The 23,341-nt window shown below is 68.9% G+C and carries 20 protein-coding genes; 10 read left to right on the top strand and 10 right to left on the bottom strand.

The window, feature by feature from the left end:
* The first annotated feature begins 78 nt into the window (after positions 1 to 78).
* Positions 79 to 585, top strand: coding sequence for an LppP/LprE family lipoprotein (locus AT701_RS21860; RefSeq protein ID WP_058126578.1), 507 nt, complete (start codon positions 79 to 81; stop codon positions 583 to 585).
* 6 nt (positions 586 to 591) lie between these two features.
* On the opposite strand, the gene AT701_RS21855 is transcribed toward AT701_RS21860, so the two are convergent.
* Positions 592 to 2,514 carry an acyl-CoA dehydrogenase family protein gene (locus AT701_RS21855; RefSeq protein WP_011729863.1) on the bottom strand — a complete coding sequence of 641 codons (1,923 nt, stop codon included), beginning with the start codon at positions 2,512 to 2,514 and terminating at the stop codon, positions 592 to 594.
* An 81-nt stretch (positions 2,515 to 2,595) separates the two neighbouring features.
* On the opposite strand from AT701_RS21855, the gene AT701_RS21850 reads away from it, so the two are divergent.
* A complete protein-coding gene (locus AT701_RS21850) occupies positions 2,596 to 3,327 on the top strand; it encodes a VIT1/CCC1 transporter family protein (protein ID WP_011729862.1) in 732 nt (243 codons plus the stop codon).
* A 14-nt stretch (positions 3,328 to 3,341) separates the two neighbouring features.
* Here AT701_RS21850 and AT701_RS21845 read toward each other — a convergent pair whose 3' ends face one another.
* Both AT701_RS21845 and AT701_RS21840 read right to left on the bottom strand, forming a co-directional pair.
* On the bottom strand, positions 3,342 to 4,550 hold the full coding sequence (locus AT701_RS21845; RefSeq protein WP_058126577.1) for an MFS transporter: 1,209 nt from the start codon (positions 4,548 to 4,550) through the stop codon (positions 3,342 to 3,344).
* A gap of 18 nt (positions 4,551 to 4,568) precedes the next feature.
* A complete protein-coding gene (locus AT701_RS21840) occupies positions 4,569 to 5,048 on the bottom strand; it encodes a MarR family winged helix-turn-helix transcriptional regulator (protein WP_058126576.1) in 480 nt (159 codons plus the stop codon).
* A 100-nt stretch (positions 5,049 to 5,148) separates the two neighbouring features.
* Between AT701_RS21840 and AT701_RS21835 the strand changes: the two genes are divergently transcribed.
* On the top strand, positions 5,149 to 7,188 hold the full coding sequence (locus AT701_RS21835; RefSeq protein ID WP_058126575.1) for an ATP-binding cassette domain-containing protein: 2,040 nt from the start codon (positions 5,149 to 5,151) through the stop codon (positions 7,186 to 7,188).
* On the top strand, positions 7,185 to 8,030 hold the full coding sequence (locus AT701_RS21830) for an energy-coupling factor transporter transmembrane component T family protein (protein ID WP_058126574.1): 846 nt from the start codon (positions 7,185 to 7,187) through the stop codon (positions 8,028 to 8,030). The genes AT701_RS21835 and AT701_RS21830 overlap by 4 nt, the downstream gene beginning before the upstream one ends.
* A gap of 13 nt (positions 8,031 to 8,043) precedes the next feature.
* Here AT701_RS21830 and AT701_RS21825 read toward each other — a convergent pair whose 3' ends face one another.
* The 3 genes from AT701_RS21825 to AT701_RS21815 all read right to left on the bottom strand — a co-directional run bounded on the left by AT701_RS21825 (position 8,044) and on the right by AT701_RS21815 (position 11,111).
* Complete coding sequence (locus AT701_RS21825) at positions 8,044 to 9,336, bottom strand: ABC transporter substrate-binding protein (RefSeq protein WP_058126573.1); 1,293 nt, start codon at positions 9,334 to 9,336, stop codon at positions 8,044 to 8,046.
* Positions 9,337 to 9,424: 88 nt separating this feature from the next.
* Positions 9,425 to 10,252: a carbohydrate ABC transporter permease gene (locus tag AT701_RS21820; protein WP_058126572.1), complete on the bottom strand. Its 828-nt coding sequence runs from the start codon at positions 10,250 to 10,252 to the stop codon at positions 9,425 to 9,427.
* A complete protein-coding gene (locus tag AT701_RS21815; protein WP_036453415.1) occupies positions 10,239 to 11,111 on the bottom strand; it encodes a carbohydrate ABC transporter permease in 873 nt (290 codons plus the stop codon). Before AT701_RS21815 ends, AT701_RS21820 begins: the two co-directional genes overlap by 14 nt.
* Before the next feature lie 223 nt (positions 11,112 to 11,334).
* Between AT701_RS21815 and AT701_RS21810 the strand changes: the two genes are divergently transcribed.
* The 4 genes from AT701_RS21810 to AT701_RS21795 all read left to right on the top strand — a co-directional run bounded on the left by AT701_RS21810 (position 11,335) and on the right by AT701_RS21795 (position 15,772).
* The gene (locus tag AT701_RS21810) at positions 11,335 to 12,105 is read left to right on the top strand and encodes a cutinase family protein (protein WP_003895821.1); all 771 of its coding nucleotides are present in this window, start codon (positions 11,335 to 11,337) and stop codon (positions 12,103 to 12,105) included.
* 62 nt (positions 12,106 to 12,167) lie between these two features.
* Positions 12,168 to 13,685 carry a TldD/PmbA family protein gene (locus AT701_RS21805; protein ID WP_036453412.1) on the top strand — a complete coding sequence of 506 codons (1,518 nt, stop codon included), beginning with the start codon at positions 12,168 to 12,170 and terminating at the stop codon, positions 13,683 to 13,685.
* A complete protein-coding gene (locus AT701_RS21800; RefSeq protein ID WP_058126571.1) occupies positions 13,682 to 15,043 on the top strand; it encodes a metallopeptidase TldD-related protein in 1,362 nt (453 codons plus the stop codon). The genes AT701_RS21805 and AT701_RS21800 overlap by 4 nt, the downstream gene beginning before the upstream one ends.
* 42 nt (positions 15,044 to 15,085) lie before the next feature.
* Positions 15,086 to 15,772: a YwaF family protein gene (locus tag AT701_RS21795; protein ID WP_011729851.1), complete on the top strand. Its 687-nt coding sequence runs from the start codon at positions 15,086 to 15,088 to the stop codon at positions 15,770 to 15,772.
* Here AT701_RS21795 and AT701_RS21790 read toward each other — a convergent pair.
* The 4 genes from AT701_RS21790 to AT701_RS21775 are packed head-to-tail and all read right to left on the bottom strand — an operon-like array spanning position 15,738 to position 21,361.
* Positions 15,738 to 17,225 carry a sodium:solute symporter family protein gene (locus AT701_RS21790; RefSeq protein WP_011729850.1) on the bottom strand — a complete coding sequence of 496 codons (1,488 nt, stop codon included), beginning with the start codon at positions 17,223 to 17,225 and terminating at the stop codon, positions 15,738 to 15,740. The genes AT701_RS21795 and AT701_RS21790 overlap by 35 nt on opposite strands.
* Positions 17,226 to 17,229: 4 nt before the next feature.
* Positions 17,230 to 18,852, bottom strand: a complete 1,623-nt coding sequence (locus AT701_RS21785) for a thiamine pyrophosphate-binding protein (protein ID WP_058126570.1) — start codon at positions 18,850 to 18,852, stop codon at positions 17,230 to 17,232.
* Positions 18,852 to 19,811: an agmatinase gene (gene speB / locus AT701_RS21780; protein WP_058126569.1), complete on the bottom strand. Its 960-nt coding sequence runs from the start codon at positions 19,809 to 19,811 to the stop codon at positions 18,852 to 18,854. Before speB ends, AT701_RS21785 begins: the two co-directional genes overlap by 1 nt.
* The gene (locus tag AT701_RS21775; RefSeq protein ID WP_058126568.1) at positions 19,808 to 21,361 is read right to left on the bottom strand and encodes a purine-cytosine permease family protein; all 1,554 of its coding nucleotides are present in this window, start codon (positions 21,359 to 21,361) and stop codon (positions 19,808 to 19,810) included. Before AT701_RS21775 ends, speB begins: the two co-directional genes overlap by 4 nt.
* A 228-nt stretch (positions 21,362 to 21,589) precedes the next feature.
* Between AT701_RS21775 and AT701_RS21770 the strand changes: the two genes are divergently transcribed.
* Both AT701_RS21770 and AT701_RS21765 read left to right on the top strand, forming a co-directional pair.
* Positions 21,590 to 22,489 (top strand): Lrp/AsnC family transcriptional regulator, encoded by a 900-nt coding sequence (locus AT701_RS21770; RefSeq protein ID WP_014878043.1) that lies wholly within the window; start codon positions 21,590 to 21,592, stop codon positions 22,487 to 22,489.
* Between the two features lie 40 nt (positions 22,490 to 22,529).
* Positions 22,530 to 23,339 (top strand): carboxymuconolactone decarboxylase family protein, encoded by an 810-nt coding sequence (locus tag AT701_RS21765; RefSeq protein ID WP_058126567.1) that lies wholly within the window; start codon positions 22,530 to 22,532, stop codon positions 23,337 to 23,339.
* The last annotated feature ends 2 nt before the right edge of the window (positions 23,340 to 23,341 follow it).

The following is a 23,341-nucleotide window of genomic DNA, read 5'->3' as shown; positions in this document are numbered from 1 at the left end:
CGGACCAACATAGTGCGGCCGTGATGTCCCCGGCGGGCCCGCCCCTGCCGGTCGGGCCTCACCCGTAAGCTCGGCGCCATGCGGTTGCCCAGGTTGAGCCCCGGATTGAGTGTCGTGGTGGTGTCCCTCGGATTCCTGGCCGCGGGATGCGGATGGGGGCCGTCGTCGGCGCCGCCGCCACCGCCGGACACGTGCACGGCGGCCGACGGCCCCGACCCCATGGTGGTGGCACAGGAGATCGCCAAGCTGCCCGCGCCGCACGGCGGTTCGCAGTGGGTGCAGGTGCGCGACGGCCACACCACCGACTGCCGGTTGCACTGGGTACAGGTGGGGCTGACCGATCCACAGCCCAACAGCGTCGGGCAGTTGCTGTTCTTCGACCGGCAGACACCGCTGGGCACCGCGACGCCGGAGCCGCGGCCCTACATCAACGTGGTGAACAACGGTGAGGACACCGTCACGGTGAACTACCAGTGGCAGCAGGGCGAGGACACCCCCGAGGCCCCGACGGGGATCGCGACGGTGCGGTTCCGGATCGGGGACGACGGCCGGTTGGTGGCCGTCGATCCCCTTCCGTCCCCGTGAGCGTGCCTAGCCGTTGAGAAGCTCTTCGGGGTCGAGCATGGCCGCGTAGCGCAGCTGTTCGGGGATGCCGAACCCGTCGATGAGTGTCTCGGCGTGCGGTCGCAGCGTGCGGCAGCGCTCGTTGATGCCGCGCGTGACGGCCTTGGCGCGCTCGGTCGACAGGAACCGGTGCTCGATGAACCAGGCCTTGTCCTCCTCGATGACCGACAGCGCGTAGAGGTCGCACACGTCGGCCAGCAGCTCGCGCGCGGCCTCGTCCTCGCACGCGTCGATGCCCGCGACGAACGCTTCGAGGATCACCCGGTCGATGTGGGCCTGCGCGGCGTGCAGCACGTGGTCCTGCACCGCGTTGAACGCGTCGAACGCCGACATCTCCTTGGCCTTGCCCTGCAACCTGCGGGCGACCGAGGCCACCATGTACTCCTCGCGGTCCTCGAACATCTTGATCTGGGTGCCGCGGTTGAACAGGCTGCCCTCTTCCTCGTTGTCCTGGCGCGTGTCGAGGATGGTCTGGATGATGGTCTGCGCCGCAGTGCGTTTGAGCACGCGCTCGCCGGCGAAGTTGGCCGCGAAGCGCACCCACTCGACCGGGCTCATGCCCTTGATGTCGTCGGCGTACGCGGTGAGCAGTTCCTTGGCGACCAGCTGGGTCAGCACATGGTTGTCGCCCTCGAACGTGGTGAACACGTCGGTGTCGGCGCGCAGCGCGATCAGCCGGTTCTCGGCCAGATACCCTGCGCCGCCGCAGGCTTCACGGGCCTCCTGGATGGCGGTGCTGGCGTGCCAGGTGTTGGCGGCCTTGAGGCCCGCCGCGCGTGCCTCAAGCTCGCGCTGCTCCTCGGGGTCGGGATCGTCGGAGGTCTGCAGCTCGTGGCATTTGGCCACCAGCTCGTTCTGGGCGAACTGCAGCGCATAGGATTTCGCGATCAACGGCAGCAGGCGGCGCTGATGCACCAGGTAATCCATGATGACGACTTCATGTTCGTCGTCCGGTGCGCTGAACTGCGTGCGCTGCAACGCATATCGCGTCGCGATGTCCAGTGCGACGCGGGCCGCGGCGGCCGCGCTGCCGCCCACGGTGACGCGGCCCCGGATCAGCGTGCCCAGCATCGTGAAGAACCGACGGCCCGGGTTCTCGATCGGTGAGGAGTAGACCCCCTCGGGTGAGACGTCGGCGTAACGGTTCAGCAGGTTCTCACGCGGAACGCGCACGTGGTCGAACACGATGCGGCCGTTGTCCACACCGGGCAGTCCGCCCTTGTAGTGACAGTCCGACGTGGTCACTCCGGGAAGGTCGTTGCCCTCGTCGTCGCGGATGGGCACCACCAGGCAGTGCACGCCGTGGTTCATGCCGTCGGGGGTGATCAACTGCGCGAATACCGCTGCCACGCGGGCGGTCTCGGCTGCACCGCCGATGTAGTCCTTGCGTGCGGTCGGCGTGGGCGAGTGGATCACGAACTCCTGCGTCGCCGGATCGTAGGTGGCCGTGGTCTCGATGGACTGCACGTCGCTGCCGTGGCCGGTCTCGGTCATCGCGAAACAGCCCAGCAGGTCCAGGTCGATGATGCGGCGCACGTAGGCCTGGTGGTGGCGCTCGGTGCCCAGGTTCTCGATGGCCCCGCCGAACAGGCCCCACTGCACACCGGCCTTGACCATCAGCGACAGATCGCTCATGGCGAGCATCTCGATCTGGGCGATGGCCGCTCCGACGTTGCCGTTGCCGCCGTGCTCCTTGCGGAACCCGTCTTCGGCCGCACCCGCCGCGGCCATGATCTTGAGTTGCTCGGCGACCTTCGCGCGGGCGATCGCGGTGTTGGGGGTGTAGTGGGGCCGGAAGACCTCGTTGGACAGGTTCTCCCGCATGGCGTTCTTGACGTCGCGCCAGCGCCCGTCGAGTGCGTTGCGCAGATGTTCGGCGGTGGTGGTCATACCCGACGTTATCGCGTCAGCGAACAAACGCAGGTGAACCTCACTGGATCTGTCCGCGAGGTCTGGCGTTGAATCTGCGTCATGAGCGATCCATCCCCGCGCACATCGCCGTCGGGACTGCCGCACGACATCGACCACACGCATTCCGACGTGTCGGGCGGGTGGCTGCGCGCGGCGACGTTCGGCGCGATGGACGGTCTGGTGAGCAACACCGCACTCATCGCGGGTGTGGCCGCGAGCGCCAACGCGCAAACCGTCGTGCTCAGCGGTGTGGCGGGCCTGTTGGCCGGCGCGTTCTCGATGGCGCTGGGGGAGTACACCTCGGTCACGACGGCCAACGAGCAGATCGACTCCGAGGTGAAGGTCGAGCGCCGCTCGTTCAGGCGGCATCCGCAGGCCGAACGCGACGAACTCGTCGGGATGCTCATGGAGATGGGCATGAGCGCGGACACCGCCGAGAAGGCCACGGAGGAGATCCACCGCGACGAGTCGCGCGCGCTGAACTTCCATCTGGTGCAGGAGCTCGGCGTCGACCCCCGCGAGAAACCGTCGCCGGTCATCGCGGCCGTGTCGTCGTTCGTGATGTTCGCGGTCGGCGCGATCATCCCGCTGATCCCGTACCTGCTGGGCTTCGAGTCGCTGTGGGGCGGCTTGGCGTGCGGCGGGGTGGGTCTGCTGATCGCCGGCGGGGTGGCGGCACGGTTCACGCGCAAGCGCGTGTCCTTCGCGGCGCTGCGGCAGTTGGCGTTCGGCGGCGTCGCGATCGCCGCGACCTACGTCGTCGGCACCTTGATCGGCACCGTCACCACCTGATGCGCGCGGGAAGATCAGTCGTTGCCGACGGTCACCGCGGTCGCCTCGTCGGTGAGTTCGTCGAGTTCGCTCTCCTCGGCGTCGACACCGGCAAGGTGGGACCGGACCGCGAAGAGCACAGCGGCGCCGGCGGCGACGGCGGCCGCGCCCACCCAGTACGGCAGGTGCACGCTGATCTCCTCGCCGAGCACCCCGGCCAGCCACGGCGCGACGGCGGCGCCGCAGAACCGCATGAAGCTGTAGGCGGCCGACGCCACACCGCGCTCGACGGGCGCGGCCTTCATGACCGTCTCGGTGATGAGCGTGTTGTTGATGCCGCACCACAGACCGGCCACCACGACCGACGCCGCGAGCACGGCCTTGTTGTCGGTGCCGAGCGCCATCACCACGAGCGTCGCCGACATCACCGCGAGGTTCACCAGCAGCGTGGGCAGCGTTCCGAAGCGGTGCTGCAGACGCGGCGCGACCACCACTGACGTGAACGCCAGTGCGACACCCCAGCCGAAGAAGATCAGCCCGATCTGGTGGGCGGTCATGTCGAGCGGGAACGGCGTGAACGCCAGCAGCGTGAAGAAGCCGAAGTTGTACAGCAGTGCGGTCAGACCGACACCGAACAGGCCGCGGTGACGCAGTGCGCGGAACGGGTCGGCCAGGCTCGTGGCGTGCTGCGGGCGCGGGGTCTCCGGCAGCAGGAACGCGGTGACGACGAGCGCGAGCGCCATGAGCGCCGAGACGCCGAAGAACGGTCCGCGCCACGAGATCGATCCGAGCACACCGCCCACCAGCGGGCCCACCGCGATGCCGAGGCCCAGGGCCGCCTCGTAGAGAATGATTGCTTGTGCGACAGAACCTTTCGCGGAGTTCACGATGGTCGCGAGCGCGGTCGCGATGAACAGGGCGTTGCCCAGCCCCCACAGCGCGCGCCAGCCCACGATCTCCATCACGCTGTCGCTCATGCCGGCCAGGCCGGCGCCGGCGATGATGATCACCAGGCCGACCAGCAGGGTTCGCTTGGGTCCGATGCGGCTGGACACCACGCCGGTGATCAGCATCGCGACACCCATCACGGCCATGTAGCTGGTGAACAACAGCGACACCTGCGAGGGTGTCGCGTCGAGGTTGTCGGCGATGGGTTTGAGGATCGGGTCGACGAGCCCGATGCCCATGAAGGCAACGACGGACGCGAAGGCAACGGCCCAAACAGCTTTGGGTTGGCGCCACATAGGGCGAGAACTCCTAACTCAGTTTTCTTCGGGCAGGGGGTGCTCCGCGACGTCGGCCAGGAGTTTGCGGATGACTTCCACAGCGTCCACGAGGGTCTGGCGATCCTCGACGCTGAGGCGTTCCAATCGTGGGTTGATCGCGGCGGCGCGATCGGCCCTGGCCTGGGCGAGGGTCTTGCGTCCCTCTTCGGTGATGCGGATGAGCACCGCGCGGGCATCGCCTGGATCGGCGGTCCGCGACACCAGCCCGGCTTCTTCCAGGCGGCGTACCTGCGTGGTCATGGTCGGCTGTGAACAGTGATCGAGCAGGGCGAGGTCCGATATGCGGGCTTCGCCTTGATCCTCGATGGTGGACAACAGCCGGGCCTGCGCGTACGGCAGCGGGAGCCGCGTGCGCTGCGTCGCCAGCCGGTTGAGGCGGGCGACGACTGCCAGCAGATCCGCGCCGAGTTCGGTTTCGTAGGTCACCGGGACATTCTCGACGCTTGGCGCTGACATGCCACCACCTTACATAGGTTTACTATGCAATCCAAGTTTCGTGGGGCCCGTCACACACGGGCAAAGGGGGACCTCACAGCTTGGCTGGCAGAATCGAGAAATGACCGCGAACCGACCGGCCAGAGCGCCTCGACGCGGACTGACCCCCGGCGAACTCGCGCAGGCTTCGGTGATGGCCGCGCTGTGTGCGGCCACCGCGATCATCGCGGTCGTCGTGCCCTTCGCCGCGGGTCTGTCGGTGCTGGGGACGGTACCGATGGGCCTGTTGGCCTACCGGTACCGGTTGCGCGTGCTGCTCGCGGCAACCGTCGCGGCCGGGGTCATCGCGTTCCTCATCGCGGGGCTCGGCGGCATGATGACGGTGTTCAACTGCGCCTACATCGGCGGCCTGACCGGCATCGTCAAACGCCGCGGCCGGGGTACGCCCACGGTGTTCGCCGCCGCGATCGTGGCAGGCGCGCTGTTCGGCGCCATGATCGTCGTCGCGCTGCTGGTGTTGTCGCGGCTGCGCAACCTCATGTTCGACACCCTGACCGCCAACATCGACGGCCTGGCCGCCGTGTTCGCGCGCGTCCCCGTGCTCGAAGGCGCCGCCGAACCGCTCAAGACCATGTTCGCGACGCTGTTGCACTACTGGCCCGTGCTGATGCTGCTCATGGGCATCTCCAGCATCACGATGGTCACGATGGTCGGCTGGTGGGCGCTGTCGCGCGTGCTGGGCCGGCTGCTCGGCGTGCCCGATGTCCACAAACTCGACAGCCCGCCCGAGCACGGCCCGATCGGACCGGTACCCGCACAGCTGACCGACGTGCGCTTCCGCTATCCCGGCGCCGACCACGACGCGCTCGGGCCCGTGACGATGGATCTGCGGGTGGGCGAGCACGTCGCGGTCACCGGGCCCAACGGATCGGGCAAGACCACGCTGATGCTCGTGCTCGCCGGCCGCGAACCGACCTCGGGTTCGGTCGAGCGCGCGGGTGCGGTCGGCCTGGGCCGCATGGGCGGCACCGCGGTGGTCATGCAGCACCCCGAGAGCCAGGTGCTGGGCACCCGCGTGGCCGACGACGTCGTGTGGGGCCTGCCGCCCGGAACCGCCACCGACGTCGACCGGCTGCTGTCCGAGGTGGGCCTCGACGGTATGGCCGAACGCGACACGGGCGGACTGTCAGGAGGGGAACTGCAACGCCTCGCGGTCGCGGCCGCGCTGGCACGCGAACCCTCGATGTTGATCGCCGACGAGATCACCAGCATGGTCGACCAGCAGGGTCGCGAGACGCTCATGAACGTGGTGTCCGGGCTGACCAAACGCCACCGCATGTCGCTGGTGCACATCACGCACTACAACAGCGAGGCCGAGATCGCAGACCGCACCGTGGCGCTCGACGGCGACGGCGGTGCGGCCGACAGCACCGACATGGTCGAGACCTCGTCGGTGCACACCGGGTCCATGGCCGGCCACGAACCCGGGGTGCCCGTGCTCGAGCTGACCGGCGTCGGCCACGAGTACGCCAACGGAACCCCATGGGCGAAAACCGCGTTGCGCGATGTCACGTTTACCGTCAACGAAGGTGACGGCGTGCTCATCCACGGCCTCAACGGGTCCGGCAAGTCCACGCTGGCGTGGATCATGGCGGGCCTGACGGTGCCGACCTACGGCGCGTGCCTGCTCGACGGCGCGCCGGTGTCCGAACAGGTCGGCGCGGTGGCGTTGTCGTTCCAGGCCGCGCGGCTGCAGTTGATGCGCAGCAGCGTCGCGCGTGAGATCGCCTCGGCGGCCGGGTTCTCGGCCAAGGACCGTGACCGTGTGAACGCCGCGCTGGCGACGGTGGGCCTGGACCCGACGCTGGGGGAGCGCCGTATCGATCAGCTCTCCGGCGGTCAGATGCGCCGCGTGGTGCTCGCCGGCCTGCTGGCCCGCTCACCGCGCGCGCTCATCCTCGACGAGCCGCTTGCCGGCCTCGACGCGGCCAGCGCGCGCGGGTTGTTGCGGCTGCTGGAGGATCTGCGTCGCAACAACGGCATGACCGTCGTGGTCATCTCGCACGACTTCACGGGGCTCGAAGGGCTGTGCCCGCGCACTCTGCACCTGCGCGACGGGCAACTCGCCACCGCGCCGACGACGGCAGGAGACGCCCGATGAGCGCGCCCGGCGGCCAGCGTAAGCCGGTGGTCCTGCTGCGCCCGGTTCCCGGCGACAGCGTCATCCATCAACTGTGGGCGGGTACCAAACTGCTGTCGGTCGCCGTGATCGGCATCATGCTGACGTTCTATCCCGGCTGGGTGCCCATCGGTTTCACCGCTGTTCTCGTGCTTGTCGTGGCCCGGTTGGCGCGCATCCCGCGCGGTGTGGTGCCGACCATTCCGTGGTGGATGTGGCTGCTGGTCGCGTTCGGGGCGCTCACCGCGACGTTCGCCGGCGGCAGCCCCGAGTTCGACGTCGGTTCGATGACGATCGGGCTCGGCGGGCTGTTGAACTTCCTGCGCATCACCGCACTGTCGATCGTGCTGCTGGGTCTGGGCGCGCTGGTGTCCTGGACGACCAACGTCGCCGACATCGCGCCCGCGGTCGCCACACTCGGCCGCCCGCTCGGGGTGTTCCGGATCCCGGTGCACGACTGGGCCGTGACGATCGCGCTGGCGCTGCGCGCGTTCCCGATGCTGATCGACGAGTTCCGCACGCTGTATGCCGCGCGGCGACTGCGGCCCAGAGAGCGGCCCGACACCTTCCGTGCGCGGCACCGCCAACGGGTCTCGGGCGTCGTCGACCTCATCGCGGCCGCGGTGACGGTCGCGCTGCGCCGCGGCGACGAGATGGGCGATGCGATCACCGCACGCGGTGGCACCGGGCAGTTCTCGGCCGCCGAGTCGAAACCCAGGAGACTCGACTGGGTGGCGTTCGCGGTGCTCGCCGTGGTGTGCGGCACCGCGCTGGCCCTGGAGTTGACGGTGCTGGGCACGAGCCTGCCCCGGCGGCGTAGCTAGTTCACACGCGTCATCACCGCGAGGCCGCCGCGTTGGCGGCCCTCTGCGCCTCGGCGAGTGTGCCCGCGACATCGCGGCGCCCGAGGAACATCTCCGCGAAGTACGGTGTGAGCGCCTCGAATCCGGCCGGGAAACCGGCGCCGCCGGGCGCGGCGATCCGCGGGCCCTGCAGCACCCGGAAGAACGGGCTGACGTCCACACCGCGCGACGCCCAGTACTCGTGATAGACGGGCTGCGCGGCCAGCACCGCGGGGATCGCCGCGCCGCGCCGCCCGACGAACTCGTTGCCGCGCCTGCTGCCCATCCACGCCAATACCTTCCGCACGGCCTCGGGATGCCGGGTCGCCGCATTGCCCGCCGCGGCGATGCCGTTGGTGACGCTCACGCGGCCCTTCGGCCCGATCGGCAGCATCGCCACACCCCACGGGAACGGGGCCTGATCGGCGATCGCGGCCAGGTTGTACGTGCCGGACTGGAACAGCGCCATGCGCCCGGCGAGGAACGCGTTGCGCGAGAAGTCGCCGTTGTCGTTGGTGTCCGAGGCCGGGGGCGCGACGCGATCGGTGTTGATCAGGCGCACCAGGTATTCGAACGCCTCGACGGCCTGGGGGTTGTCGAACGTGAACCGGTCACCTTCCGAAAACGTGCCGCCCGCGGATCCGATGAAGTTGAGGTAGATGCCCTGAAGATCGTTGGCGGCGTTGTAACCCCACTGCCGCGTGCGGCCCGACTCCTCCACCGTCAGGCGCGCCAGCAGCGGCCGCAGGGTGTCGTCGGGGCCGTTCGACCAACGCAGCGTCGAGAGGTCGGCGGGGGACACCCCGGCCTTTTCCAGCAGCTCCGCGTTGTAGTACACCGCGATGCCCGCATCGGTGAGTTGCGGTACGCCCCACAGGGTCCCGTTGCGGGTGAACTGCTCGACGACGGACGGTTCCCACGCGGTGGCGGCGTCGGGCCCCAGGAGATCCGCGATGTCGAGCAGGTGCCCGTTGTCGGCGTATCCGGCGAAGTATCCGTTGGAGATCCAGAAGATGTCGTCGGCGCTGCCGCCGGCGACGTCGGTGCGCAGGCTGTCGAAGTAGCTCGCGTACGCCACGGTGTTGACGCGGACCTCGATGCCGGGATGCTCGGCGCTGAACGCGTCGAACGATTCGCGGTAGGCCGCCGCGACCTGCGGGTCCCACAGCCGTACCGTCACCACGGTCTTGCCCGCCGGCTCGGTCGTGCGGCCCATGAGCATCGCGATCACCAGCAGCACCGCCATCGTGACGGCGAGTCCGCCGGCCAGCAGCGTCGAGCGCCTCATGCCCGCCCCCTGCCGCCGGAGCTGCCCCGAGAGCGACGCAGATGTCGTTGCGCGCGGACTCTGACGACGAAAACGTCGATCTCGGTGCTCATTTGATCCCCGTCACCACGATCGAGCGGACGATATGGCGCGACAGCGTCGCGAACACCACGATCAGCGGAACGATCGCCACGGTCGTCGCCGCCATAACCAGCGTCCACTGCGCGTTGTACTGCGTCTGCAGGCCCGCGGTCGCCACCGTCAGCACACGCCACGTGTCACCGCTGCTGATCACCAGGGGCCACAGGAAGTTGTTCCACTGGCTCACCACCGTGATCATCGCGAGCGTCACCAGGATCGGCCGACTGGCGGGGACCACGACGTGCGTGATGATGTCGAGGGTGTTGGCCCCGTCGAGGCGGGCCGCGTTGATCAGGTCGCCGGGGATCCCGCGAAAATACTCGCGCAGCAGGAAGATCGCGTACGGCGAGCCGAACACGAACGGCAGCACCAACGCCCAGAACGTGTTCCGCAGGCCCGCCTCGGCCATGATCAGATACAGCGGCACCACGGTCACGGTCGCGGGCACCATCAGCGTCGCGAGGTACACCCAGAACAACACGTCGCGGCCCGGGAACTCCAGGCGGGCAAACGCATACGCGGCGAGCACCGAGAACACCAGTTGTCCCAGCAGGATCACCGCGGTCATCAGCGCCGTGACCGCGATCGCGCGGCCGAACCCGGCGTCGGCCAAGCCGAGGTAGTTGGCCAGTGTCGGCGGCCGGGGCAGCGAGAGCGGCGATTCGGTGACGAACTGCTGCGCCGACGTGAACGACGTGAGCAGGCCCAGGCCGAACGGCAGCAGCGTGATCACCGCGCCCAGCAGCAGGCCCGCGTAGATCACGGCGTTGGACGCCACGCGCTCAGGTGAGGTCATAGCTGATCCTGCGGCGGAAGTAGAGATGCTGGACGACCGTGACGCCGACCAGCAGCACGAACAGCACCAACGCCATGACCGCGGCGCGTCCCACGGCCGCGGCGCCGAACGCCTCGACGTAGATGCGGTGCGCGATCAGGTCGGTGCGGCCCTGCGGCCCGCCTGCGGTGAGCGCGTACACCGTGTCGAATACCTGTGCGGCGCTGACGATCCCGGTGACCAGCACGAAGAACATGGTCGGTCGCAGCATGGGCAGGGTGATGTGGCGGAACCGCTGCCACGCGTCGGCGCCGTCGGTGCGTGCCGCGTTGTGCAGGTCCGCGGGGATGTTGAGGATGCCGGCCAGGAAGAACAGCGTCACGTAGCCGACGTTGGTCCACACCACCACGGCCGAGACGACCGGTAACGCCAGGGAAGGATCGGTGAGCCACTCGATGCGGGTGCCCAGCACTGTGCTGAGCGCGCCGTCGGTCGGGGCGAGGATCCAGCGCCACAGCACCGCGATCGCCAGCGGCGCGCAGATCCACGGCAGCACGTAGACCGTGCGGAAGAACCCGGTGCCGGGCAGGCCGCGCGCCAGCATGGTCGCCGCGACGAGGCCCAGCACCGTCTGCGTCGGCACCACCAGGACCATGAACAGCAGCGTGACCACCAGGGACTTGCCGAAGGCCGCGTCGGTGAGCACCGAGGTCCAGTTGGCCAGGCCCACAAACTCGATCGGCCCCAGCAGATCCCAGCGGTGCAGGCTCAGCCACACCACCACCAGCATGGGCAGCAGCAGGAAGGCGACGACGCCGAACAGGCTGGGTGCGACGAGCGCGTACGCCAGGGCGGTCGTCCGGACACGCGGGGTGGCCATCGGCTCATTAAAGCGGTTGGGCGTCGGCAACCGCGACGGCGGCACGCGCGAGCGAACCCTTCACCAACGCCTCGATCCCGCTCAGCAATCCCGCACCCACACATTTGCTCACGTGGCGTACATCACTTGATCTTGGCGGAATCTGATCCGTCCGGCGGTCATTGATGCAAGTAGCAGCCACCCGCGACGAGGCGAGGGCAAACGAGACAGAGGGGCCGAAGACATGAGCGCATCGAAGCGAGCGGGCGGGGCGAACGTCATCACCAAGGTGGCACGTGCGGCGGTCTTCCCGGCCCTGGCCCTGGCCGCGACGGGGTTCGGCATGCTGGCCGGGCCTGCCGCGACCGCGAGCGCCGCGGACAACGCGTGCGCCGACGTCGAGGTGGTGTTCGCCCGCGGCACGTTCGAGGCACCCGGGATCGGCGCGACCGGACAGGCTTTCGTCGATGCGCTCAAGGACCGGTTGCCCGGCAAAAGCGTCGACGTGTACGCCGTGAACTACCCGGCGTCGCTGGACTTCGCGCAGGCCGCGGCCGGGATCGCCGACGCCAGCAACCGGATCCAGACTGTGGCCGCACAGTGCCCGACCACCGACATCGTGCTGGGCGGTTACTCGCAGGGCGCCGCGGTCGCGGGCTACACCACCACCAGCAGCCTGCCCGCCGGTTACACACTGCCCGCGGGCATCAACGGTCCGATGCCGGCGGCGACCGCATCGCACGTCGCCGCGGTGGTGCTGTTCGGCACGCCGAAGGACTGGGTGGTGAACCTGGCCGACCGCAACGCGCCGCCCATCACGATCGGGCAGTCCTACGTCCCCAAGACGATGCAGCTGTGCGCCACGGGTGATCCGGTGTGCTTCCCCGGTGGTTTGGACCGCGCCGCGCACAGCTCCTACAAGTCCAACGGCATGGCGGTGCAGGCCGCGGACTTCGCCGCCCGGCAGGTGACCGGCGGCTCAGCGACAGTCGTGCAGGCCGCGGGCGCGGCCTGACCGCGCGACACCCGCTCCCTTGACGGGGTGTACGGCGCCGCGCGCCGCTACCGTGGGGAACCGTGACAGCTCAGCGACAAGTGGACGCCGACTTCCTCGGTCTGCCACGCCACGAGTTGGCGGACGCGGCGCTCTCGGCCGCGGTCGCCGCCGGCGCCAGTTACGCGGATCTGCGGATACACCGCATCACCACCGAGATCATCCAGCTGCGCGACGGTGAGCTGGAGACCTCGGTTTACGACCGCGAGATCGGGCTGGCGGTGCGGGTGATCGTGGACGGCACGTGGGGTTTCGCCTCCAACGCCGAACTCGACCAGGACGTCGCCGCCGAGACCGCACGCCGCGCCGTGGCGGTCGCGACGGCCCTCGCACCGCTCAACGGCGAACGCATCGAACTTGCCCCCGAGCCCGTCTACCGCGACGCGACGTGGGTGTCGAACTATCGCGTGGACCCGTTCGGCGTGTCGGCGGCCGACAAGATCGCCGTGCTCGACGACTACTCCGGGCGGCTCCTGGCAGCTGACGGCGTCGACCATGTGTCAGCGGCCGTGCACGCCGTCAAGGAGCAGACGTTCTATGCCGACACGTTCGGCTCGTCGATCACCCAGCAGCGCGTACGGGTGCAGCCGACGCTGGAGGCCGTCGCGGTCGACTCGGCCGCCGGGTCGTTCGAAACCATGCGCGCGCTGGCCCCGCCCATGGGCCGCGGCTGGGAGGCCGTGACCGACGCCGACGTCTGGGACTGGGCCGGGGAGCTGGCCGAGTTGCCGACGCTGCTCGCCGAGAAGACCAAGGCCCCGTCGGTCGTCGCGGGGCCGACGGACCTGGTGATCGACCCGACCAACCTGTGGCTCACCATCCACGAATCCATCGGCCACGCCACCGAATACGACCGTGCCATCGGCTACGAGGCCGCCTATGCCGGAACGTCGTTTGCGACCCCGGACAAACTCGGCACCATGCGCTACGGCTCCGAGGTGATGAACGTGACCGCCGACCGCACGGTCGAACACGGCCTGGCGACAGTCGGATTCGACGACGAGGGTGTGCGCTCGCAGAGCTGGGACCTGGTGCGCGACGGCGTCTTCGTCGGCTATCAACTCGACCGGGTGTTCGCGCCGCGCCTGGGGGAGACGCGGTCCAACGGCTGCTCGTATGCCGACTCGCCGCACCACGTGCCGATCCAGCGCATGGCCAACGTGTCGCTGCAGCCCGCGGCCGAGGACGTGCGCACCGACGACCTGATCGCACGCGTGTCCGACGGTCTCTACATCGTCGGCGACAAGAGCTGGTCGATCGACATGCAGCGCTACAACTTCCAGTTCACCGGGCAGCGGTTCTACCGCATCCGCAATGGCAGGCTCGACGGCCAGGTGCGTGACGTCGCCTACCAGGCCACCACCACCGACTTCTGGGGTTCGATGGAAGCTGTGGGCGGACCGTCGACATGGCGTCTCGGTGGGGCCTTCAACTGCGGCAAGGCCCAGCCGGGGCAGGTCGCGCCGGTCAGCCACGGCTGCCCGAGCGCGCTGTTCCGCGGCGTCAACGTGCTCAACACCCGAACGGAGGCCGGACGATGATCGGCGCACAGCAGGTCGTCGACATCGCCCTCGGCGCAGCCGATTCCGGCACGGAGACCATCGTGGTGGTCACCGACCGCGCCGACGCGTCACTGCGCTGGGCGAACAACTCGATGACCACCAACGGTGAAACCGTCAGCCGGAACACGACCGTCATCTCGATCGTGCGGCGCGGGAGCAAGGCCCACGTCGGATCGATGCGCACCAGCGACGTCGACCCGGCCGTGATCCCCGACCTCGTGGCCGCCGCGCAGCGCGCGGCCCTCGACGCGCCCGAGGCCCGCGACGCCGCGCCGCCGCTGCCCGCCGACGATGGGCCTGCCGACTGGGACGCACCGGTTCCCGGCACCGGCGCGCAGGTGTTCACCGGTATCGCCCCGGACCTCGCCAAGGCGTTCCGTGGTACCGACCAGTTGTACGGGTACGCCCGTCACGTGCTGGAGACGACGTTCGTGGCCACGTCGACCGGGCTGCGGCGGCGCTACACCCAGCCGACCGGCTCGGTGGAGATCAACGCCAAGCGCAACGGCGCCAGCGCGTGGGCCGGCGTGAGCACCGCGGATTTCCTTGATGTGCAGGTTGATTCGCTGCTCGACGATCTTTCGCTGCGGCTGGGGTGGGCCGAACGCACCGTGGAACTGCCCGCCGGACGCTACGAGACCATCATGCCGCCGTCGACCGTGGCCGACATGATGATCTACCTGACCTGGACCATGGACGGCCGCGGCGCGCACGAGGGACGTACCGCGCTGTCGGCGCCCGGCGGAACCCGCGTGGGGGAGAAGCTCACCGATCTCCCGCTCACGCTGTACTCCGATCCTTTCGCGGAATCCCTTGAGTGCCAACCGTTCGTCGCGGTGCCCAGTTCGTCGGAGCGCGTGTCGATTTTCGACAACGGAATGGACATCGGCCGCGTCGACTGGATCAAAGACGGCGTGATCAACGCGCTGGCCTACCCGCGCGCGGTTGCCGCCGAGTACAACGCGCCGGTCACCGCACCCGCCGACAACCTGCTGATGACCGGTGGCACAACCGAACTGGCCGACATGATCGCGGCCACCGAACGCGGTCTGCTGCTGACCACGCTGTGGTACATCCGCGTGGTGGATCCGACCGTGCTGTTGTTGACGGGTCTCACGCGTGACGGGGTGTATCTCATCGAGGACGGTGAGGTCACCGCGGCGGTCAACAACTTCCGCTTCAACGAGAGCCCGCTGGATCTGTTGCGGCGCGCGAGCGAGGCGGGCATCAGCGAGCGCACACTGCCACGCGAGTGGGGCGACTGGGCGACCAGGTCTGCGATGCCCACCCTGCGCATCCCCGATTTCCACATGTCGTCGGTGAGCCAGGCGCAGTGACACTGCGATGACACAGCGATGACACTGCGATGAGCTGACGAGATGAACGCGGCGCAGCGGCAGTTCACGGCCTACGGGCCGTCGTACTGGTCGGCGATCGCCGTGTTCGTGATCGTGGCCGTGGTGCTCGTGTGGCTGGGGCGCAGGCAGACCGAGCGCCAGGCGCGGGTGCTGGGGCGGGTCCTCGGCGGGGTGACCGCCGCGATCTACGTCGCGATGCTGGTCTACACGTGGATCCCGCCGACGCTGCAACGGTCGGTGCCGCTGCGCCTGACCGACCTGGCCACGGTCGCCGGGGCGTACGCGTTCTGGTCGCAGCGGCAGTGGGCGTTCGAGCTGACCTACTACTGGGGCCTGACACTCAGCGCGCAGGCGCTGATCTCCCCCGTGCTCAAGAGCCCGGATTTCCCCCACCACGAATTCCTGGCGTTCTGGTCGATCCACCTGCTGGTGGTGTGGGCTGCGATCTACCTGTGCTGGGGACGTGGCATGCGCCCCACGTGGCGCAGTTACCGCTTCGCCGTGGTGGTGACCGCGACGTGGACCGCGGTCACCATGGCGTTCAACGGCATCGCGGGCACCAACTACGGCTTCCTCAACGCCAAACCCGCGACCGCATCACTGCTCGACGTGATGGGCCCGTGGCCGGTGTACGTGCTGACCGCGAGCGCACTGGTGCTGGTCGTGTGGGCACTCATGACGTGGCCGTGGGAATCTCGCCGGCAGTAGCGGTCTGGTCGCGACCGGCCAGGCGGTCGTTCCACACCTGCAACACCGGTGCGGGCGTGCGGGTGGTCGCGAGGCTCACCGCCACGTAGGCCACCAGGCTGGTCGCCAGACCCCAGTAGATCGGGTCGTTGGCCAGCACATCGCCGACGATGGCCATGGTGCCCAGTGTCACCACGGTGCCCACACCCATCGCGACGAGCGCACCGGCACCGGTCGCGCGTTTCCACACGAACCCGCCGAGGATCGGCACCAGCAGGCCGCCGACCAGAATGTCGTAGGCGATGGTCAGGGCGCCGACCACGTCGTTGAGCAGGGCCGCGATGACGATGACGACGATGCCCAGCACCACCACGTAGCGGCGGTCGGCATGGACCTCCAGACTCGGGTCGTCGGTGACGGTTTCGGTGCGGCGGCCGACGAGGCGCAACAGCAGCGGCCGGACGTCGGTGCGCGCGACGGTCGCGGTGGCGATCAGCGCGCCCGAGGCCGTCGACATCATCGCCGCGACCGCGGCGGCCAGCACCAGGCCGCTGATGCCCACGGGCAGAATCGATTCGGCGATCTGGGCGTAGACGTCGTCCTTGGCCTCCACGTCGGGAAGGAAGGTCGACGCGGCCGCACCGATCAACGCGCCCGCCACGCCGTAGGCCACGCAGTACAGGGCCGCGGTGGTGCCGCCCCACTTGGCGACCTGCGGTGAGCGTGCGGTGAACACGCGTTGCCAGATGTCCTGCCCGATCAGCATTCCGAAGCTGTAGACCACGAAGAACGTGATGATGGTCTCGGTGCCGATCGCGGTGAGGCTGAACACCGCGTCGCCTGCGCGTTCGCGGATGCCGTCGAGGCCGCCGGCCCGGTTCCACGTGAACGGCAACAGCAGGAAGAACACGCCGATGGTCTTGAGGATGAACTGCACCATGTCGGTGAGCGTGATCGACCACATGCCGCCGATCGACGAGTACAGCATGACCACGGCACCGCCGATGAGCACGGAAACCGTTCGGCCCGTGCCGAACAGGACGTTGAACACCGTCGCGTAGGCGATCGTGGAGGTGACCGACAGCATCAGCGTGTAGGTGACCATCACCACGCCCGAGGCCGAGGTGGCGTCCACGCCGTAGCGCAGGCTCAGCATCTGCGCGACCGTGTACACCTTCAGGCGCTGGATGCGCCCGGCGAACAGCAGGCTCAGCGCCAGCAGGCCGACGGCGATCGCGACCACCAGCCACATGCCGGACAGGCCCCACTTGTAGCCCAGGCCCACGCCGCCGACGGTCGAGGCGCCGCCGAGCACCACCGCGGCCATGGTGCCGGTGTAGAGGGTCGGGCCGAGACGGCGTCCGGCCACCAGGAAGTCGGCCGAATCCTTGGTGCGGGTCTTGCCCCAGAAACCGAACGCCAGCATGGCGATCAGGTAGACGGCGACGATGGCGATATCGAGCGGTTTGCCCACGATGTCATTCCTTAGGTGGGAGGTGGGTGGGGGCGAACATCTGCAGGACGGCGGGCAGGACGATGACTGTCGGTCCGTCGTGTTCGAATGAGGCCGCGACCAGGTCACCGACGTCGTCGATGGTCGCGGTGTGTGCAGGAATGCCGAAACTTTCTGCCAGGCGCGCGAAGTCGGGCCGGGCCAGTTCGGTGGCGGTCGCGGCGCCGAACTCCGCGGTCATGTACTCGCGCAGGATTCCGTAGCCGCCGTCGTCGACGACGAGCCACGTGATGTCGGCGTCGTGCTGGCGCGCGGTGGCGAGTTCGGCGATCGAGTACATCGCGCCGCCGTCGCCGGACACCGCGAACGTGCGTCGACCCGTCGCGATCGCGGCGGCCAGCGCGGCCGGAAACGCGAAGCCGAGACCGCCTGCACCCTGGGCGGAATGGAATTCACCCTGCTGCGGATCCCAGGCCGACCACGCCCAGTAGCCGGCGATGGTCATGTCCCAGAATGTGTGCGTGCTCGCGGGCACGGCGGTCCGCAGGTCGCGCATCAGCTTCTGCTCGGTACCCAGATCCTGTGCGGAGAGGCGGTCCTGCACGGCTTTTCGCAGGGCCGCCGCGGTGCGCGCGCCCTCGGCATCGTCACGCGGGTGTACGCGCGGCGTCAGAGCGTTCAGCGCCTGTGCGGCGTCGGCGTGCATCGCCAGCGCCGGGTGATTGGCCTGCAACACACGGGCTTCGGCGTCGATATGGATGAGCTGTCCGCGCGGCGCGAACGTGAAGTAGTTGCTGGTGACCTCGCCCATGGCGGTGCCGACCGCCACCAGCACGTCGGCGTCTTCGAGCAGCGCGGTGGTGTGACGGTCCTCGATCCACGATGCCGCCGACAGCGGATGGTCGAATGCGATGGCGCCCTTGCCCCCGACCGTCGACACCACCGGGGCGCCGAGGGCCTCGGCGAACTCCACCAGCGCGGCCGGCCCACCGGGGGAGCGCCGTACACCGCCGCCGGCGAGAATGACGGGCCGCCGCGCACCGTTGAGCAGATCCGCTGCGGCGTCGACGAGTTCGGGCCGCGGGGACCGGTAGGTGGGGTGCACCGTGAGCGTGGACACGGGCGGCACCGACGTGGGCTCGGTCAGCACGTCCTGCGGGATCTCGACCCACACCGGGCCTGCCGGCGCCGACAACGCCAGTTCGTAGGCGTCGGCGATGAGGCTCGGGATCGCCGCGGCGTCGCGGGCCACGGCCGTGCTCTTGGTGACGTTGGCGGCGCTGGCCTTCTGGTCGTCGAGTTGGTGCAGCATGCCGCGCCGCAGGCCCATGCCGGCCCGGGGCACCTGGCTGGCGATCACCAGCACCGGAACCCCGGTGGCGTGGGCCTCCTGCAGGGCGCCGAGCGCGGTGAGCGCACCGGGCCCGGTGGACAGGAACAGCACGCCGACGTCGCCCGTGGCGCGGCTGTAGCCGTCGGCGCCGAACGCCGAGTTGTTCTCCACCCGCGAACTGATGAAGGTCAGCTTGCTGCGGCGGATCGCGTCGAACAGACCCAGCGCGTTCTGCCCGGGAATGCCGAAGACGTGCGAGACGCCCAGTGCCGTCAGGGTTTCGACGACGACGTCACCACCGTTGCGTGCGCTCATCAGGCTTCGTCGGGGCCGAGGGCGAGCAGCGACACCAGGTCGTAGGCGACGTGCGCGGCGGCCACACCCGTCATCTCGGCATGGTCGTAGGCCGGGGCCACCTCGACGACGTCTGCGCCCACGAGGTTGAGACCGCGGAAACCGCGCAGGATCTCCAGCAGTTCGCGGCTGGTCATGCCGCCGGCCTCGGGCGTGCCGGTGCCGGGTGCGTGGGCCGGGTCGAGCACGTCGATGTCGATCGACAGGTAGACCGGCCGGTTGCCGACGCGTTGGCGCAGCTTGTCGACGACCTCCCGCACGCCCTGGTAGTAGACGTCGGACGACGTGACGATGCCGAACCCGAAACGCCGGTCGTCCTCGAGGTCCTTCTTGCCGTACAGCGGACCGCGGGTGCCGACGTGCGACAGCGCCTCGGTGTCGAGGATGCCTTCCTCGACCGCGCGGCGGAACGGGGTGCCGTGAGTGTACTCGGCGCCGAAATAGGTGTCCCACGTGTCGAGGTGGGCGTCGAAATGCACGAGCGCGACGGGACCGTGCTTGGCGGCCGCCGCGCGCAGCAAGGGCAGCGCGATCGTGTGGTCGCCGCCGATGGTCACGAGTTTCTTTCCGTCGGCGGTGATGTCGCGTGCGGCGCCCTCGATGGTCTCGATGGCCTCGTGGATGTTGAACGGGTTCACCGCGACGTCGCCGGCGTCGGCGACCTGTACGACCTCGAACGGCGACACGTCCAGGCCGGGGTTGTAGGGCCGCAGCAGGCGCGAGGACTCGCGCACGTGGGTGGGGCCGAAGCGGGCGCCGGGGCGGTAGGACACACCGGTGTCGAACGGCACACCGGCGATCACGACGTCGGCCTTGGTCACCTGGTCCAGGCGCGGAAGGCGCGCGAACGTCGCCGGCCCGGCGAAACGCGGCACCTTGGAGGCGTCGACGGGGCCGATGGGGGTGCTGGTGGCGGTCATGCTGGAACTTCCTCTGTGTGGGTGGAGATCACCGCGTCCTGGGACACGATCGGGGTGTTGGCGGGGGCGCCGGACGGGACGCCGCGCGGGCCGTCCGGCCCGAAGGCGTCACGCGGTTCGGGGGAGAGCCACAGCAGCACCGGGTAGAGCACCGCGGCCAGGCCGAGGCCCACCGGGATGGACAGGTCGATGCCGTCGGCGAGATTGCCGAGCGGGCCGACGAACTGGTCGGGCAGGTTCACGAAGCAGATGGACAGTGCGGCCGAGATGAGCCACGCGGTCAGGCCGCGCCAGTTCCAGCCGTGGTCGAACCAGTACCGCCCACCGCGCTGGCGGCGGTTGAACACCTGCAGCGCGTCCGAGTCGTACCAGCCGCGGCGGGTGAACCAGCCGATCATCATCACGACCATCCACGGCGCGGTGCACGTCACGATCAGCACCGCGAACGTCGAGATGCTCTGCACCACATTGAAGGCGAAGCGGCCGATGAAGATGAACACGATCGCGATCGAGCCGATGAAGATCGTGGCCTGCACACGGCTGAACTTGGGGAACACGCTGGAGAAGTCCAGACCCGTGCCGTACAGCGCGGTGGTGCCGGTGGACATGCCACCGATCAGCGCGATCAGGCACACCGGCACGAAGTACCAGCCTGGCGAGACGCTCAGCAGGCCACCGACGTAGTCACCGTTTGCGATGTAATCCGGTGCGGTGGTGGCGATCACGGTCGCGGTGACCAGACCGAACAGGAATGGCACCAGCGTCGCGATCTGGGCGGAGAACGCCGCGAGCATGGGCTTCCACGACGGGGTGTCGCGCGGGATGTAGCGCGCCCAGTCACCGAGGAACGCCCCGAACGACACCGGGTTGGACATCACGATGAGCGCGGCGCCGACGAATGACGGCCAGAACAGCGGATCACCGAGCGCCACGCTGCCGGCATAGCCCGCGTCGAACACGCCGCCGAACGCGAAAACCCCTGCCAGGAAGAGCAATGTCGCCGCGATCACGGCAATCTTGTTGACCAGCAGCATGAATCGGAAGCCGTAGATGCACACCACGAGCACCAGCACCGCGAAGATGCCGTAGGCGACACCCACGGCGATGTCGTTCTGGGGCACGTCGATCGCCCGGTTGGCGCCGCCGACGAGCACATCGCCGGAGGTCCACACCGAGATCGAGAAGAACGCGACCGCGGTCAGAAGCGACAGGAATGACCCCACGACGCGGCCGTGGACGCCGAGGTGTGCCGATGAGGACACCGCGTTGTTGGTGCCGTTGCGCGGGCCGAACAGTGACATCGGCGCGAGGATCAGCGCACCGAGAACCAGGCCCGCGAGCGTGGCGAGCAAGGCGTCACGGAACGACAGGCCGAAGATGATGGGGAAGGTGCCCAGCACCACGGTCGCGATGGTGTTCGCGCCGCCGAACACCAGACGGAACAGATCGAGCGGGCGCGCCGTGCGTTCGGCGTCGGGAATCGGTTCGACGCCGTGTTGCTCGACCTCGGTGACTCTGGGGGTGACCGGTACGGGTTCGGTGGTGGCCATGTCGATCCTCTGGGGATGCCGTCAATGTGGTGTGGGTAACAGTAAATCCGCAGGTCACCATGCGCAATCGTTTCGTTCGTTACGCCCGTGTTTCCGGTATCGATACGTCAGCATCACGCGTCGTTTACGTCGAATATAAGACTCTGAGCGCGCTGTGGTGACAGATCTGCCGGTAGTACAGTGGCGAAAAATCTTTGCCCGATTTTCGGTGGACGAGGTGTGGAAGCCATGGATCGCATGGATGAGGTCGACGAGGCCATCGTGAGCCTGCTCGAAGACGACGGCCGGTTGACCCACCGCGACATCGCCCATCGCGTCGGGTTGTCCCGGTCGGCCGCCGCGGCCCGGGTGCAGCGGCTGATCGCCTCCGGGCAGGTCGTGGTCCGCGGCGTCGTCCACCCCGCGGTGCTGGGGCGCGGCGCACTCGCACACGTCAGCGTCATGGTCGACGGACCCGCGGCGCCGATAGCGCAGATCCTCGCGACCCGCGACGACGTCGCGTTCCTGTCGCTGACCAGCGGGCAGTTCGGTCTGATCGCCGAGGCGCGGGTGGGGTCGGTGCGTGACCTCGACGGTGTGGTCGCAACCCTGCGGTCGCTGCGCGGGGTGGTCGGCGTCGACACCCTCACCTACGTCGAGGTGATGCGCGACGTGGTCGGACCGGTCGGAGACGTGAGCGTCGAGGTGGACGACACCGATCTGGCGCTGCTGCGCGCGCTGCAGCGCGACGGCCGGGCGTCGTATGTGGAACTTGCCGAGGCCGTCGGCCTTTCGCCTGCGGGTGCGCGCAGGCGGGTGGTCCGGCTGATCGACGCGCAGGTGGTGCGGGTCGGGGCGGTGGTGCGTCACTCCGGCCAGGACCGGCAGAGCGCGATGGGTCTGGGGATCCGGTTGACCGGAGACGCCGGCGAGGTGCTCAAGACACTGACCGGGATGCGTTCGGTGATCTTCGTGGCCCGCACGCTCGGCCGCTTCGATGTGCTGGCCACGGTACGGGCGTTCTCGGCGGCGCAGCTGCTGGAGATCCTCGACGCCGTCCGCGGTCTGGCCGGGGTCGGTGTGGTGGAGAGCTGGGTGCACCTTGAGGTGGTCAAGGAAAGCTACGCCTCGGGTCTGCAGGCCGGGTAGAAGTCTGGCGGTGAGGCCACAGCGGAGAGATACTGCCGGTGTGTCACACGAGCTGCACCTGTTGGCGGCGCTATCGGCACTGTCGCCGCCGAAACTGGCCGACGTCAACGCCGATATCCGTGAGGTGTGCGCGGCCGTCACCGGCCTGAGCCCCTTACCCGCCGAATCGCGTGGCGGCGCGGTCGATCCGATGGTCTCCGAGTTCGCCGAGCAGTTCAGTGTCGATGTCACCGGGATCAACCCCGCCCAGCGCCTGGCGTTCTCGGATCTGTTGGGTGTCGAGACTTTTCGCGTTGCGACGCTCATCTTCATCGCCGATTTCGTGCCGCGCGTGCTCGCGGGCCTGTCGTCGCTCGGCGTCGGCGTCGCCGTCGACGGCGACATCTGGGACCACGACACCGACCCGGGCGACTTCGTGCTCGACGTGTTCGGGCCCACCGTCGGCCGGATGCGGGCGCTCGATCCGGTGACGACGGAGATCGTGCGGTTACGCGGCGCCCGGGTGCACAACTGCCGGCTGTGCAAGTCGCTGCGCGAGGCCACCGCACTGGAGGCCGGCGCGTGCGAGACGCTCTACGACCAGATCGACCGGTATGAGACCTCCGAGATGTCCGACCGGCACAAGGCCGCGCTGCGGTACGTCGACGCCATGATCTGGACACCGTCACAAGCTCCCGGTCATGAGCTGCTCCGGCACTTCTCACACGAGGAGGCCGTCGAACTGACCCTCGACGTGATGCGCAACGCGAGCAACAAGGTGGCCGTGGCGCTGGGTGTCGATGCCCCGCGGGTCAGCGAGGGCACCGAGCAGTACCGCCTGGGCGCCGACGGGCAGCCGATCTACACCTGAGA

The organism is Mycolicibacterium smegmatis (genome assembly GCF_001457595.1).
Taxonomy (GTDB): domain Bacteria; phylum Actinomycetota; class Actinomycetes; order Mycobacteriales; family Mycobacteriaceae; genus Mycobacterium; species Mycobacterium smegmatis.
This window is presented reverse-complemented; position numbering and strand designations above follow the sequence as displayed.

Excerpts from the sequence above, each read along its gene's own strand:
- AT701_RS21845 (WP_058126577.1), bottom strand. The coding sequence starts at position 4,550 with ATGTGGCGCCAACCCAAAGCTGTTTGGGCCGTTGCCTTCGCGTCCGTC.
- AT701_RS21770 (WP_014878043.1), top strand. The coding sequence starts at position 21,590 with ATGGATCGCATGGATGAGGTCGACGAGGCCATCGTGAGCCTGCTCGAA.
- AT701_RS21775 (WP_058126568.1), bottom strand. The coding sequence starts at position 21,361 with ATGGCCACCACCGAACCCGTACCGGTCACCCCCAGAGTCACCGAGGTC.
- AT701_RS21815 (WP_036453415.1), bottom strand. The coding sequence starts at position 11,111 with ATGGCCACCCCGCGTGTCCGGACGACCGCCCTGGCGTACGCGCTCGTC.
- AT701_RS21800 (WP_058126571.1), top strand. The coding sequence starts at position 13,682 with ATGATCGGCGCACAGCAGGTCGTCGACATCGCCCTCGGCGCAGCCGAT.
- AT701_RS21850 (WP_011729862.1), top strand. The coding sequence starts at position 2,596 with ATGAGCGATCCATCCCCGCGCACATCGCCGTCGGGACTGCCGCACGAC.
- AT701_RS21825 (WP_058126573.1), bottom strand. The coding sequence starts at position 9,336 with ATGAGGCGCTCGACGCTGCTGGCCGGCGGACTCGCCGTCACGATGGCG.
- AT701_RS21855 (WP_011729863.1), bottom strand. The coding sequence starts at position 2,514 with ATGACCACCACCGCCGAACATCTGCGCAACGCACTCGACGGGCGCTGG.
- AT701_RS21820 (WP_058126572.1), bottom strand. The coding sequence starts at position 10,252 with ATGACCTCACCTGAGCGCGTGGCGTCCAACGCCGTGATCTACGCGGGC.
- AT701_RS21810 (WP_003895821.1), top strand. The coding sequence starts at position 11,335 with ATGAGCGCATCGAAGCGAGCGGGCGGGGCGAACGTCATCACCAAGGTG.
- AT701_RS21860 (WP_058126578.1), top strand. The coding sequence starts at position 79 with ATGCGGTTGCCCAGGTTGAGCCCCGGATTGAGTGTCGTGGTGGTGTCC.
- AT701_RS21830 (WP_058126574.1), top strand. The coding sequence starts at position 7,185 with ATGAGCGCGCCCGGCGGCCAGCGTAAGCCGGTGGTCCTGCTGCGCCCG.
- AT701_RS21795 (WP_011729851.1), top strand. The coding sequence starts at position 15,086 with ATGAACGCGGCGCAGCGGCAGTTCACGGCCTACGGGCCGTCGTACTGG.
- AT701_RS21785 (WP_058126570.1), bottom strand. The coding sequence starts at position 18,852 with ATGAGCGCACGCAACGGTGGTGACGTCGTCGTCGAAACCCTGACGGCA.
- AT701_RS21835 (WP_058126575.1), top strand. The coding sequence starts at position 5,149 with ATGACCGCGAACCGACCGGCCAGAGCGCCTCGACGCGGACTGACCCCC.
- AT701_RS21840 (WP_058126576.1), bottom strand. The coding sequence starts at position 5,048 with ATGTCAGCGCCAAGCGTCGAGAATGTCCCGGTGACCTACGAAACCGAA.
- speB (WP_058126569.1), bottom strand. The coding sequence starts at position 19,811 with ATGACCGCCACCAGCACCCCCATCGGCCCCGTCGACGCCTCCAAGGTG.